The organism is Stenotrophomonas nitritireducens, assembly GCF_001431425.1.
GTDB lineage: Bacteria > Pseudomonadota > Gammaproteobacteria > Xanthomonadales > Xanthomonadaceae > Stenotrophomonas > Stenotrophomonas nitritireducens.
The window spans coordinates 197,020-209,596 of record NZ_LDJG01000008.1 but is presented as its reverse complement, the minus strand read 5'-3'; the positions used below and the strand labels follow the sequence as shown (position 1 = coordinate 209,596).

16 protein-coding genes and 1 pseudogene are annotated in these 12,577 nt (G+C 65.2%); 14 read left to right on the top strand and 3 right to left on the bottom strand.

The genetic code is table 11. The annotated features are described in order from the left end of the window. The first annotated feature begins 612 nt into the window (after nucleotides 1–612). Nucleotides 613–927 carry a DUF736 domain-containing protein gene (locus ABB22_RS07375; protein WP_057505154.1) on the top strand — a complete coding sequence of 105 codons (315 nt, stop codon included), beginning with the start codon at nucleotides 613–615 and terminating at the stop codon, nucleotides 925–927. A 106-nt stretch (nucleotides 928–1,033) separates the two neighbouring features. Here ABB22_RS07375 and ABB22_RS07370 read toward each other — a convergent pair whose 3' ends face one another. The 3 genes from ABB22_RS07370 to ABB22_RS07360 are packed head-to-tail and all read right to left on the bottom strand — an operon-like array spanning nucleotide 1,034 to nucleotide 2,766. Beyond that, entirely contained in the window at nucleotides 1,034–1,870 is an 837-nt protein-coding gene (locus tag ABB22_RS07370; RefSeq protein WP_244481334.1) for a macro domain-containing protein, read from the bottom strand. A 33-nt stretch (nucleotides 1,871–1,903) separates the two neighbouring features. Next, nucleotides 1,904–2,467: a TIR domain-containing protein gene (locus ABB22_RS07365; protein WP_057505152.1), complete on the bottom strand. Its 564-nt coding sequence runs from the start codon at nucleotides 2,465–2,467 to the stop codon at nucleotides 1,904–1,906. Between the two features lie 8 nt (nucleotides 2,468–2,475). Then, on the bottom strand, nucleotides 2,476–2,766 hold the full coding sequence (locus tag ABB22_RS07360; RefSeq protein WP_082592158.1) for a helix-turn-helix domain-containing protein: 291 nt from the start codon (nucleotides 2,764–2,766) through the stop codon (nucleotides 2,476–2,478). Between the two features lie 240 nt (nucleotides 2,767–3,006). Here ABB22_RS07360 and ABB22_RS07355 point away from each other — a divergent pair, with 240 nt between their 5' ends. The 13 genes and pseudogenes from ABB22_RS07355 (at nucleotide 3,007) to ABB22_RS18585 (ending at nucleotide 12,553) form a co-directional block, all read left to right on the top strand. Continuing rightward, nucleotides 3,007–3,357 carry a DUF2958 domain-containing protein gene (locus ABB22_RS07355; protein ID WP_057505151.1) on the top strand — a complete coding sequence of 117 codons (351 nt, stop codon included), beginning with the start codon at nucleotides 3,007–3,009 and terminating at the stop codon, nucleotides 3,355–3,357. A gap of 323 nt (nucleotides 3,358–3,680) precedes the next feature. Then, entirely contained in the window at nucleotides 3,681–4,454 is a 774-nt protein-coding gene (locus ABB22_RS07350; RefSeq protein WP_057505150.1) for a DUF2285 domain-containing protein, read from the top strand. 83 nt (nucleotides 4,455–4,537) lie between these two features. After that, nucleotides 4,538–4,819: a helix-turn-helix transcriptional regulator gene (locus ABB22_RS07345; RefSeq protein ID WP_057505169.1), complete on the top strand. Its 282-nt coding sequence runs from the start codon at nucleotides 4,538–4,540 to the stop codon at nucleotides 4,817–4,819. Between the two features lie 26 nt (nucleotides 4,820–4,845). Then, on the top strand, nucleotides 4,846–5,703 hold the full coding sequence (locus tag ABB22_RS07340) for a replication initiator protein A (protein ID WP_057505149.1): 858 nt from the start codon (nucleotides 4,846–4,848) through the stop codon (nucleotides 5,701–5,703). Nucleotides 5,704–5,992: 289 nt separating this feature from the next. Continuing rightward, nucleotides 5,993–6,631: a ParA family partition ATPase gene (gene parA, locus ABB22_RS07335; protein WP_057505168.1), complete on the top strand. Its 639-nt coding sequence runs from the start codon at nucleotides 5,993–5,995 to the stop codon at nucleotides 6,629–6,631. Beyond that, on the top strand, nucleotides 6,628–6,900 hold the full coding sequence (locus tag ABB22_RS07330) for a hypothetical protein (protein ID WP_057505167.1): 273 nt from the start codon (nucleotides 6,628–6,630) through the stop codon (nucleotides 6,898–6,900). Before parA ends, ABB22_RS07330 begins: the two co-directional genes overlap by 4 nt. Then, nucleotides 6,897–7,430, top strand: a complete 534-nt coding sequence (locus tag ABB22_RS07325; protein WP_057505148.1) for a DUF2840 domain-containing protein — start codon at nucleotides 6,897–6,899, stop codon at nucleotides 7,428–7,430. The genes ABB22_RS07330 and ABB22_RS07325 overlap by 4 nt, the downstream gene beginning before the upstream one ends. Continuing rightward, complete coding sequence (locus ABB22_RS07320; RefSeq protein ID WP_057505147.1) at nucleotides 7,427–8,014, top strand: S26 family signal peptidase; 588 nt, start codon at nucleotides 7,427–7,429, stop codon at nucleotides 8,012–8,014. Before ABB22_RS07325 ends, ABB22_RS07320 begins: the two co-directional genes overlap by 4 nt. A gap of 448 nt (nucleotides 8,015–8,462) precedes the next feature. Next, a complete protein-coding gene (locus ABB22_RS07315) occupies nucleotides 8,463–10,448 on the top strand; it encodes a relaxase/mobilization nuclease domain-containing protein (RefSeq protein WP_057505146.1) in 1,986 nt (661 codons plus the stop codon). A gap of 74 nt (nucleotides 10,449–10,522) precedes the next feature. Continuing rightward, complete coding sequence (locus ABB22_RS07310) at nucleotides 10,523–11,317, top strand: APH(3')-II family aminoglycoside O-phosphotransferase (protein WP_057505145.1); 795 nt, start codon at nucleotides 10,523–10,525, stop codon at nucleotides 11,315–11,317. 20 nt (nucleotides 11,318–11,337) lie between these two features. Continuing rightward, the gene (gene ble, locus ABB22_RS07305) at nucleotides 11,338–11,700 is read left to right on the top strand and encodes a BLMT family bleomycin binding protein (RefSeq protein ID WP_057505144.1); all 363 of its coding nucleotides are present in this window, start codon (nucleotides 11,338–11,340) and stop codon (nucleotides 11,698–11,700) included. A gap of 14 nt (nucleotides 11,701–11,714) precedes the next feature. Continuing rightward, nucleotides 11,715–11,906, top strand: a pseudogene (locus ABB22_RS19005) (aminoglycoside phosphotransferase family protein); the annotation flags it as partial. A gap of 59 nt (nucleotides 11,907–11,965) precedes the next feature. Further along, nucleotides 11,966–12,553 carry an aminoglycoside phosphotransferase family protein gene (locus ABB22_RS18585; RefSeq protein ID WP_425477791.1) on the top strand — a complete coding sequence of 196 codons (588 nt, stop codon included), beginning with the start codon at nucleotides 11,966–11,968 and terminating at the stop codon, nucleotides 12,551–12,553. The last annotated feature ends 24 nt before the right edge of the window (nucleotides 12,554–12,577 follow it).

The window sequence follows — 12,577 nt, the reverse complement described above, 5'->3', positions numbered from 1 at the left end:
GCTTGGCGCCCCTCGATGCCGCCGAACCGGCTGCGCCGGATCGGCCCGGCCAGCGCCCCGCCGCGATGGGCGGGGCGCTGGCGAACACGCTGGCGCTCGCTGCGGCAGGTTGTGCAGGTGCGTGCCGTCCTCAACGCTGGCGGTTCCTGCCCATCACGTCACGAAGGACGGTTCACGGACAACCCGCCCGGCATCGCTATGGAGCTTCCACGCCACGCCTCAAGACCTGCGCCGCAAGGTGTGGCAGGGGCGTTCTCGCCTGTCGTTGGGTGGTTGACCTGGCCCGCGTCAGCGGGCGAGCCGTAGAAGCCTTCGGACGGGGATGCCGAGTCGGCCCCATCTCCTTTCGGAGTGGTTCGACCCAAGGCGTCCTTGTGTTGTTGTGAATCCTGGCAGGGGCGCGGCTGCGCCTCGGGCTTCATGGCTGCAACCGTCTGGCGAAAACAATTTCCCCGCCGCTGCGCGGCTTCCTCGCGCAGCAAATTCTTTTCGCCTCCCGGCTCTCCACTACGTTGCGACCGCAAGCGGTGCAGCCAGCCCGTCCCCCGCCGGTCGGATCACAACAAGGACGCGATGGGCGCGAACCTTGTTCAACCGAAAGGAGAAATCATCATGGCCAACATCGGCACCTTCACCACCGACAAAGACGGCTTCACCGGCACGCTGCGCACCCTGACGCTCAACGCCAAGGTCAAGCTGGTTCCCAACGACAAGGGCAGCAGCGAGAACGCCCCCGACTTCCGCCTCCAGGCCGCAGGCCACGACATCGGCGCGGCATGGAACAAGACCAGCGAGGCCGGGCGGGATTACAAGTCCGTGACCCTTGACGATCCTTCGTTCCCGGCTCCGGTCTATGCCCGCCTAATCGAAGGCGAGGACGGCACGCACGACCTGATCTGGTCGCGCAGCAAGTCGCAGGCGGCGTGACCGCCGCAGCGCCCCGCCCGTTACGGCGGGGCGCTGCGCTGTTGGTACAGCACCTACCCAGCCAGCATCTATGAGAAGCAGGCTCGCTCCGAACCGCTATTGGGAATTACACGCCGTTTCTAGCGGATTTAATGTCGAGAAGATTGATCTGGTCAATCTTGTCTTTGTGGATCACGATAGTCAGCTTCGCGGGATACTTGAATCGCATCTCGCTGATCCTGAACGTCCACAGCATTATCTTCAGGAGATCCTCGTCGGAAATGTTCTTGTGTCCTTTGATCCGCGTGATTCCCGAGCCGAAGATCGTGGTCGATACGCTTTGCTGGGCGTAGACGTTGTTTACCTTGTCCCAAAAATTGATGAGGAACTCAAGGTACTCCGGCATCATCAGCAGCGCCTTGTTGTTCTCGTCGAACTTGGAGAACGCGGTCAGGAGGTAGTCTTTGTACAGGCAGATCGTACCTATCTGATACCTTTTCTTCTTCCCCTGTTTTCTGGCCTCGTTCTCCTCCAGGACTTCGCTGTCATCAAAAGCGTATTCCTCGATGTGGCTGTCCAGTTCGGAGAGCGGGACGCCGAGATGCTTCTGGATGAAAACGCCGTTGAGGGAAGTCTCGCCAATTATCTTGTTGTCCACCTGCGTGTCGAAATACTCATTGAAGGCGATGGCCTTCAATCCAGGCTGCTGGAAAATGTCGCCAGTCTTGATCGCTACATCGCTGCCCTCGACATTGATGTCGATACTGTTCAGGTTGTTCGACCAGAGCCATATCACCAGGTAGGTAAGTACCAGTATTGCCAGGAAAGCCAAGCCGGCCTTCAGCTTCCACTCGACAGGGACGTCAACAAAAATAACCACGAATGACAGCGTACCGCTGACGACAGCGGTGATCTCAAGGAATTTCTTGATGACCCGCTTGTCAAAAAAGTTGACCTTCGCCATGACGTGGACCATTCGCTCCGATATGTCGATTGATTATGGGCTGTACCTGTAGATGCCTGGGGCCTTCATGCTCCCAACCATGAACTCGCTGTCCAGCAAGGACTTTTTGATGAGTTCCTTGTTCATCGGGACATGAAGCGTAGGGACTTTGCTCATCGAATCCCGGAACACGGGAAGATTTCCCCACAGGTTCTTGATCGCCTGCTTCAATGATCCATCGACCAACAGACTTTCCTTGGTGGCATATTCGGGGTAGACGACGATCACGGGCAGCCCCTGGTCGTTGATCCCGTAGTCGATTTCTTCTCGAACGGCGAGGGAATTCGTCGTGATCGAACTCAAGATGAGGATGATGTTCTTCGAGTTCCGAAGGCGCTCCCTGAGCCTCGGCTTCAGGGTGTATTCCCAATCGCTGCCGTCGCGGACGCTGTAAGTTTTGCCGTGTGAATCGACGAAGGGGAACGTCGCATCAGCGCCTTTCCACATCCGCAGGGTGTTGTAGTACTGAAAATCTTTCGTCGCATTGGCACCCAGCGAGCTGGGATGGAATGGCTCTGCAACGTAAAAGGCGGTGTAGTTTCCATTTCGATATGCCATGGCGCTTCTCAATCTCCATCTGAATTCAATACCGCCTCAAGTTCCTGGCGAACCTGCGCCAGCAACTCGTCGGCCTTGCGCGTGCTATCACCTGCGTAAGCCAGCGTCAGCAGCGTGAGCGGGTGGATCTCCATTACCTCGCACAGCTCGGCCAGCTTGTTCAAAGTCGGGCTTTTGAGGTCGCGCTCCAAGGTACTCATATAGGTGCGGCTCGACACGTCCGAAAACGCTTCTTGGCTCAAGCCACGCGCTTTCCTGACTGTCTTCAAAGCCTTCGCCAATGAGTTCCCAGCCGCCACCTATGGTTTCCTCTCAAAAACCAAGATGACATCCCATTGCTCCCTATAGGGCTACAATCTATAGTGTTCATTTGGTGTTCTCCGTTTTTGTGCCTTTACGGAAATCCGTATCGGCGGATTCCGGCAAAGCCATAGAACCGCATCCGTGCTTGCGCACGAAGGCGCAAATCCGGTTTCGTGGTTCTGCGCTTCGACGTGAAACCGCATTCGTGCATCATTGGATTTGTGGGATTGCCGACCATGCCCCAGCCACTCGCCACCGCCCCGGAGCGCGCGCAACTGCTCGCCAACGGCGAGGCCCGCGCCGCTGGCCGAACGATCGACCCGGTGCCCGTGGTGCGGCTATTCACGCCGGACGCGCATGTGACGTGGCTGCTGGCCGCGCTCGATCCCGCCGATGGCGATACCGCTTGGGGCCTCATTGACTTGGGGATCGGCATGCCGGCGCAAGGAACCGTCAAGCTGTCCGAACTGGCCAGCATCGTCGGGCCGCGCAAGCAGCCCGTGATGCGCGACCTCTATTTCCACGCCACGCGCACGCTGTCGGAATACACCCGGCTGGCCCAGCGCGACGGCGCCATCCCGGACTAAATGCGGCCGACCGAATACAGCCTACTGTGACTTTCTCAGTCTGGTGTCATACCGGGCAGGTCTTAATCGGGATTCTTGCGGCGTAGCCGCACCAGTCTGATCCAAATAGACATGATGCCCGGCGCGGGCTGCGGCAGGCTGGCCTGTACGGCGCTCCACATTGGGGCGCTGCCGCCGCAGCATTGAGACGAATAACGCAACGCATCGGAGCCAATCGGTCTTGACAGCCCCATCCGCCTTTTTAACCCATGACGTTCTGACGATGGCGATGTAGCGCGTAGCCCTGCCCGTGGCGGCGAGTCCTGTTCGCAGGAGGTTGCGTCATGGTCGACCCCCATCACGTCGCGCATTGGTATCCGACTGCCGCTTACCTGTACGTCCTTTGGCTGGATACGCTCGCGCTCGCCTGGGAGTACCTGCGCAGGCATCACGACTACCGGCTCGACTGGCTGCGCCACCATCGCCGGCCGCAAGCTGCACAGCAGGCGCATCGCTGGGGGCTGCGCCTGCTGGAAGACCCGGCCTTGGATGCGCGCGAGGCGCATCCCGCCTGGCTGCCCGGTCATGCCGCCGTGGTGCAGCTCTATCCTGATGCCGATCCGCCAGCCGATGCCACGGCCTTCGCGTTCTGGCACCTTCCGGGCCATAAGCAACTGCTCCACGACGGCAAGGGACTGGCGCTGATCGCGCGCAGCCCAGGCCGTTGCCTGCGCTTCGCGCTGGCGCCCGGCCTGGAAGACGGCATGGCTGTCGCCTATGCCCATCGGGGCAGCGCCACCGCCACGCTTGCGCGCGGCCGTGCGCCCAATACCGCTCTGGCCGCCGCCAAGCCCAGGCCGACACCCGCCGCGCTGCTGGAGCTGCACACCTTGCAGGCGCTCGACGCGACCCTGGCGGGCGCGTCCTTGCGTGAAGTCGCAGAAGGCTTGTTCGGCGTAGATGCCGCAGCCGATTGGTACAGCGACGGCGGCCTGCGCTCCAAGGTGCGCCGCCTGGTGCGGCGCGGCGATGCGCTGATGCGCGGCGGCTATCGCCGGTTAGCACAGCTTCCGCCGCTTGAAAAGGGTCGTTTTGATGCGGACGCAAAACGGCCCTGATCGGAAACCCCTCGCTTCTTGAGACTGCCTCCATCCGGTCGCGCTGTGTGGCCGGGCGTTTTCAACCGATGGAGGTTCACACCATGCGTCCCGCTCCCTTGCGGCCTGCCGCCACTGCCTCGACCGCTGCCGCGCAGCCCCAACGCTATCTGACCAACGACGAAGCCGCCGAGTACCTGCGCCTGTCGCCGCGCACGCTGGAAAAGCAGCGCGTGATTGGCGGCGGCCCGCGCTTTCGCAAGTTCGGCCGGCGCGTCATGTACGCCGTGGCCGACCTCGACGCCTGGGCCGCCGATCGCAGCTTCGAGACGACCTCCGATCCCGAATACGCCGAGCACCACTCGGCCGACAGCCGTGCGCGCTGATCGGCGGCGCGCGGCAGGCCATCGCCATGTCCAGCACCGCGCTGCCGTCCCGGCAGCGGCCGTTGCAGGAGCGCGAACAGCTCGACCTGTTCCGCGCCTTGCCCGGCGACATGGCGCCTCGCGACAGCCAGGATTTGATGGCCTATCCGTTCTTCTCGCTCGGCAAGTCCAAGCGGGTCAAGCCCATCGACTTCCACGCGGGCAACGTCACGATCCGCGTGGAAGGCACGGCCGAGCACGGAATCGCCACGATTTGGGATGCAGACGTGCTGATATGGGCGGCCTCGCAGATCGTGGAGGCGAAGGACGCGGGCCTGCGCCCGTCGCGCCTGATGCGCGCCACGCCTTACGAGATCCTGCGCTTCATCGGGCGCGGCAAGTCGCTGCGCGACTACCAGCGCCTCAAGGCCGCGCTGGATCGGCTGCAATCGACCACGGTGGCTACGTCCATCCGCGAGACGACCGGACGGCGCCTGCACCGCTTCTCGTGGATCAACGAATGGAAGGAACTGGCCGATGCCAGCGGCACGCCGCTGGGCATCGAGCTGATCTTGCCGGACTGGTTCTATGCGGGCGTGCTCGATGCCGCCCTGGTGCTGACCATCGACCCGGCGTATTTCCGGCTGACCGGCGGCATCGAGCGGTGGTTGTACCGCCTGGTGCGCAAGCACGGCGGCAAGCAGGAGCATGGCTGGCAGTTCGACTTTCGCTACCTGCACCAGAAATCAGGCAGCACCGCGAAGCCCTACGACTTCGCCTGCGACCTGCGCGCGCTGGTCGCGCGGCAGTCGCTGCCTGGCTACGTCCTGGGCATCGAGCGGATGCCGGACAACGGCATGGAGTTGCTGACCTTCCGGCCCGTGCCGCAAACGGCACGGGGATAACTCCGGGACAACCTGTGAATGGTGTCGTGCTATCAGGCGTGCGGGGTATCGTGCTATCAGCCGTGGGACTATCGTGCTATCAGGCGTGCCGATCGGCCGCAAACCCTCGCCAGCACTGGGTTTGCGCGCCCTCTAACTTCCCTAACTTAAATTCTCTAACTTTTAGTAGGGAAGCGCCGTTGCGGTGGACAACCACCAAACGGCCACAAACGGCAGGCAACCGCCACCAGCAGCAGACAGGTTCTGCAGGCGAATCGAAGCAAGGCTTTCCAGCATGGAGGGCCGCGCCATGATCGTCGCGCTGCTCAACCAGAAGGGCGGCGTGGGCAAGACCACGCTCGCCACGCACATCGCCGGCGAGCTGGCGATGCGCGGCCAGCACGTCGTCCTGCTGGACGCCGACCCGCAGGGTTCATCGCTGGACTGGACGCAGCGCAGAAGCCAGCAAGGCTTGCCACGGCTGTTCAGCGCCGTGGGCCTCGCACGCGAAACACTGCATCAGGAAGCGCCAGAACTCGCCAGGCGGGCCGATCACGTCATCATCGACGGCCCGCCCAGGATCGCCGCTTTGGCGCGCTCCGCGCTGCTGGCGGCCGAGCGCGTGCTGATTCCCGTGCAGCCAAGCCCGTATGACCTTTGGGCCAGCGCCGAGATGGTGGCGCTGATCCGCGAGGCGCAGGTGTTTCGGCCTACGCTTCGCGCGGCCTTCGTCATCAATCGGCGCGTCAGTACCACTGTGATCGGACGCGAAGCGCGCCAGGCGCTCGCCGACCAACCGCTTCCGGCGCTACGCGCGGAAGTGCATCAGCGCATCGTGTTCGCCGACAGCGTGGCCGCTGGCCGGCTTGCACGCGAGACGGCGCCGGACAGCGCCGCCGCCCGCGAAATCACTGCGCTGGTGGACGAACTGCTGCGGTGGCCGACATGACAGCGAAGCCACCGATACGCGCAAAGCGCGTCGGCATCGGCGCGCGTCCGCCCGCGAATCCGCACGCCGAGGCGTGGATTCGCCAGGGCGACGCCGATGCGCTGGGCAAAGGCGACCTCTACACCGCCCGCCTGACCCTCGACGTGACGCCCGCGCTACGCGCTCGCATCAAGATCGCTGCTTTCGGTCAAGGCGTGACCGTGGCCGATCTGCTGCGCGGCCTGCTGGAGCGCGAGTTTCCAGAACACCGCGGGGAGAACACGCCATGACTGCATCCGCTTCGCCTGCCGCTGGCGCGGCCACGACTGCGCTCGCAGCACCTTCCGGCCAGCCTGCCAGCGCGCCGCTGACGCGCGTGGCGCTGGCCTACATCGAACCGCGCTTCAAGCTCTACCTGCGCTTCGGCGAACCTGCGCGCACGCACCAGCTCGACCGCTGGCGGCGCTGCGCCGTGTTCCTGCCGGGCGCCATGTTGTGCCGCATCCGCTGGCAGGCTAACGACTACGGCACCATTCGCTGGCAGCTCATGGTGATGGAGGCTTGCACGCCGCTGGATGCAGCGCAGCGCATCCCCGGCGTGCAGCCCGGCGCACGCCTCCTGCTGCACGCCGAGGGCGAGAACCAGGTGTGCACCGTACTGGAGCGCATCGACGCCATCGAGGTGCTGGGCATCGCACCCGCCGCTGTCTCGCCCGCGTACTGGCGCACGCTCGCCAACCGGCTCGCTGCGCGTCTGCCGCTGCCCGAATACACCGCCCAGCGGCACGCCGCATGGCTGATCGGGAAGGAACTGCCATGACCGCCGTTTCCACTGCCGACACCGCGCCGCGTCCTCGCTCGCGCCTGCGCGCTCGCATCGTGCTGGCGGGCCTGTCCGCCTGCGGCCTCGCTGCGCTGGCCTGGGCGTCCTTCGTGCATCCGCTGCCGCGCCTGATCTACAACCCGTCCGACAGCGTGGCGGTCGGCTGGTATCGCGTCGATCCGCTAGGCGACGGCGCCGGCTCGCTGCCACGCCCTTCGTCCGTGGGCAGCATCGTCCTAACCACACTACCGCCGGACGCCGCCGCGCTGGCTGCGCAGCGCGGCTACCTGCCGGCGCGCGTGCCGCTGCTCAAGCGCGTGGGCGCCGTCGCGCCGCAGGAAGTGTGCATCACTGGCCGCGTTGTCCTCATCGACGGTGTGCCTTCGGCCGCCGTGCTGTCTGCTGACCGCTGGGGCCGGCCGCTGCCATCCTGGCAGCAATGCCGCCGCCTTGAATCCGGCGAACTGTTCCTGCTCAGCGTGACCAACCCGGCGTCGTTTGACAGCCGGTATTTCGGGCCTGTCAGCACGTCCGCCGTGATCGGCGTAGCGGATCCGGTCTGGCTGGAATCCCGCCCATGATGGCCGTCGATTCGCTCCACGCCGCCGTGCATCTCATCGTGCCATCAGGCGTGTCGTTCTGCTGTTCGTCGCCGTGTCGTCGCGCGTGCAGTGCGGGTGCATTCGCACCGCACTTCGCGCTGCCTTCGGCGCAACCGTCCAACGTGCAGGCGTCTTGCCTCGAACGCGCCCGGCCTGTGGCCGTCGTCGCGTTCGCCGGCGCGCTGGCTGCTCACGCAGCAGCGCCGCCGGGCCGCCGCTGCCCGGAGCGCCAGCGAGGGGCAAAGGCGGAAGGCAAGACAAAAGGACGCGGCACCGGGCCGCGTCGAAAGCCAGTCTGCACATGGGGGTTGCGCGGCACGGAGCGGCTTCGCCGCCGTGCCGCTTGTGGCGCGAAGCCCGCGCCGATGCGGGCATGTCTGCGTGCTTCGCACGACCGGACACGCCAGAGCTTGCAAGGAACGCGGCCATGACCGACCGCCGCGATGACGATTTCCGCATCCGCCCCAGCGCCCCGAAGAACCGGGGCCAGGGCTTCGTCTCCAAGGTGCTCAAGCAGGCAGGCAAGGCCAGCAGCGGCAAGTCGTCGGTGCGTCGTCCTGGCGTTGCCAGCGGCTCCGGGAGGGGCACGGGCCAGCGGCCCGGCTCGCGCCTGGGTCGCGGCCACACCGCGGCGCGATTCGCGGGCGCGAAGCTGTCACACCTGTCGCGGCGTGTGACCATCAAGACGCTGCTGGTCAACCAGCGCCATGCCAGCCCGCAGTCGCTCGCCAAGCACCTGCGCTACATCGAACGCGACGGCGTGGGCCGCGATGGCGAGCCGGGCCAAGCCTACGGGCCGCAGACCGATGCTGCCGACCTCGACGCCTTCAAGGAACGCTGCGCCGACGACCGACACCATTTCCGCTTCATCCTCTCGCCCGAGGATGGCGCGGAACTCGAAGACCTGCGCACCTACACGCGGCACCTGATGGGCCGCATGGACGCCGACCTGGGCGCGGGCCTCGATTGGGTGGCCGTCAACCACTGGAACACCGACAACCCGCACACGCACATCGTCGTGCGCGGGCGCGACGACACCGGAAAAGACCTCATCATCGCGGGCGACTACATTGCCGATGGCTTCCGTCATCGGGCCGCCGAGCTGGCGACCGAATGGCTGGGGCCGCGCACCGAGCTGGAGATCCAGCAGACCTTGCAGCGCGAGGTGGAGCAGGAGCGGTGGACGAGCCTGGATCGCACGCTCAAGCGCGAGCTGGGCGACGATGGCCTGTTGCATGTCGAACGCCTCAACGAGCCGAGATTGCAACGCCAGCGCCTGCTACTGATCGGCCGCCTGCAACGCTTGCAGCGCCTTGGCCTGGCCGACGAGCTGCGGCCCGGCACCTGGGCCGTCCATGCCGACGCTGAAAAGACGCTGCGCGCCCTGGGCGAGCGTGGCGACATCATCCGCACCATGCAGCGTGTCATGCGCGGCGAGCCGCGCGAGCTGGCGGTGTTCGAGCCGGGCGAGGATGGCCGAACCATTCTGGGCCGCGTGGCCGCGAAGGGGCTGGCCGACGAGCTGCGCGACCGGGGCTATCTGGTTATCGACGGGGTGGACGGCAAAGCCCACTACGTCGCGCTCAACGCCCGCGACGAGCTGGCGAACTATCCAGCCGGCGCCGTGGTGGAGGTGAAGGGATCGGCCGACGTGCGCGCCGCCGACAAGAACATCGCTGCGCTGGCGAGCGATGGGCTGTACCGCACCGATCATCACCTCGCCATCGCACAGGGTCAGGCCGTACCGGGCCGCGATCCGCAGGAGGTCGTCGTAGCCCACATCCGCCGCCTCGAAGCCCTGCGCCGGGTCGGCATCGTGGAGCGCGTGGCCGAAGGGCTATGGAAGGTGCCGGAAGACCTGGCCGAGCGTGGCCGCCAGTACGACGCGCAGCGCCTGGGCGGTGTGGTCGTGGAAATGAAATCGCACCTGCCCATCGAGCGACAGACCCGCGTGATTGGTGCCACCTGGCTCGACCAGCAGTTGATCGGCGGTGGCTCGGGCCTGGGCGACCTGGGCTTTGGTGGCGAAGCCCAGCAGGCGATGCAGCAGCGCGCCGACTTCCTTGCCGAACAGGGGCTGGCCGAGCGGCGCGGGCAGCGCGTCATCCTCGCCCGCAACCTGCTGGGCACGCTGCGCAACCGGGAACTGACGCAGGCTGCGAGGGATATTGCTGCCGAAACCGGCCTGAAGCATCGCCCGGTGGCCGATGGGCAGCGCGTGGCCGGCATCTACCGGCGCTCTGTCATGCTAGCCAGCGGACGCTACGCCATGCTTGATGACGGCATGGGTTTCAGCCTGGTGCCGTGGAGGCCGGTGATCGAACAGCGGCTGGGGCAGCAGATCGCCGCAACGGTGCGCGGCGGCGGGGTGTCGTGGAAGATCGGACGGCAGCGAGGGCCTGCCTTGGGATAGTCGCCATCACTGAATGTCCGCTATTTGAATTGACCGATCCGGCGCTGACCGACGATATATGAGGATCGTCTCGTATGATTGAACAGGGTGGATTGCACGCAGGTTCTCCGACCGCTTGGGTGGAGAGGCTATCCGGTTATGTCTGGGCTCATCAAACAATCGGCTGCTCTGATGCAGCCGTGTTCCGGCTGTCAGCGCAGGGGCGCCCGGTTCTTTTTGTCAAGACCGACCTGTCCGGTGCCCTGAATGAACTGCAGGACGAGGCAGCGCGGCTATCGTGGCTGGCCACGACGGGCGTTCCCTGCGCAACTGTGCTCGACGTTGTCACTGAAGCGGGAAGGGACTGGCTGCTATTGGGCGAAGTGCCGGGGCAGGATCTCCTGTCGTCTCACCTTGCTCCCGCCGAGAAGGTATCCCTCATGGCCGACGCCCTGCGCCGGCTGCATGCGCTTGATCCGGCTGCCTGCCCGTTCGACCACCAGGCAAAGCATCGCGTCGAGCGGGCGCGTGCGCGGATGGAAGCCGGCCTTGTCGATCAGGATGATTTGGATGAAGCGCATCAGGGGCTCGCGCCAGCCGAACTGTTCGCCAGGCTCAAGGCGCGCGTGCCCGACGGCGAGGATCTCGTCGTGACGCATGGCGATGCCTGCCTGCCGAATATCATGGTGGAAAATGGCCGCTTTTCGGGATTCATCGACTGCGGTCGGCTGGGTGTGGCGGACCGCTACCAGGACATTGCGTTGGCTACCCGTGATATTGCTGAAGAGCTTGGCGGCGAATGGGCTAACCGCTTCCTCGTGCGCTACGGTATCGCCGCTCCCGATTCGCATCGCATCGCCTTCTATCGCCTACTTGACGAGTTCTACTGAGCGGGACCCTGGAGTTCGAAATGACCGACCAAGCGACGCCCAACCTGCCATCACGGGATTTCGATTCCACCGCCGCCTTCTATGAAAAGCTGGGCTTCAGGAGAGTTTTTCGCGACTCCGGCTGGATGATCCTCAAGCGGGGGGATCTCATGCTGGAGTTCTTCGCCCACCCCGAGCTCGATCCCCTCACGAGTTGGTTCAGTTGCTGCCTGAGGCTGGACGACCTCGCGGGGTTCTACGAGCGGTGCAAATCCGTCGGCATCCAGGAAACCAGCAGAGGCTATCCCCGCATCCATGCCCCCGAACTGCAGGAGTGGGGAGGCACGATGGCCGCCCTGGTCGATTCGGACGGGACGCTCCTGCGCCTGATACAGAACGGATAGCTTGCAGGCATCTCATGAGCGCGTCTTCCCGTTTTCCGCCTCAGGTCACTGTGTGGATGGAGCGCTGGCGCCTGCAGCGCGACGGTGCGCTGCTCACGACGCACCCGAGCTGGTTGCTTGCCGTCCGCCAAGGGGACATGCCGGCGATGCTGAAGGTCGCGCGGGTTCCCGATGAAGAGACCGGTTACCGCCTGTTGACCTGGTGGGAAGGGCAAGGCGCTGCCCGGGTCTTCGCCTCGGCGGCCGGCGCTCTGCTCATGGAGCCATGGAGCGCGCGTCCGGGGCCGGCGACCTTCCCCGGATGGCGCGGTCCGGCCAGGACGACGACGCCTGCAGGATCCTCTGTGACACGGCCGCTCGCCTGCATGCTCCGCGGTCGGGGCCGCTGCCCGATCTCCATCCGCTACAGGTATGGTTCCAGCCGCTTTTCCGGCTGGCCGCTGAGCACGCGGCACTTGCGCCCGCCGCCGGCGTGGCGCGCCAACTTCTGGCGGCGCCGCGCGAGGTGTGCCCGCTCCACGGCGACCTGCACCACGAGAATGTGCTCGACTTCGGCGACCGCGGGTGGCTGGCCATCGACCCGCACGGGCTGCTGGGTGAGCGCACCTTCGACTATGCCAACATCTTCACGAATCCAGACCTCAGCGACCCTGATCGGCCGCTTGCGGTCCTGCCGTGCAGGTTGGAGGCCCGGCTCCGCATTGTGGCCGCCGAGACCGGGCTTGAGCCCGAACGGCTTCTGCGCTGGATCGTTGCATGGACCGGCTTGTCGGCAGCCTGGTTCATCGACGATGGCGAGTGCGCGGCGATTGATCTGGCCGTCAACGCCATGGCACGCCGGTTGCTCGACTAGCGCGGTCACCGATCATCACTTGGT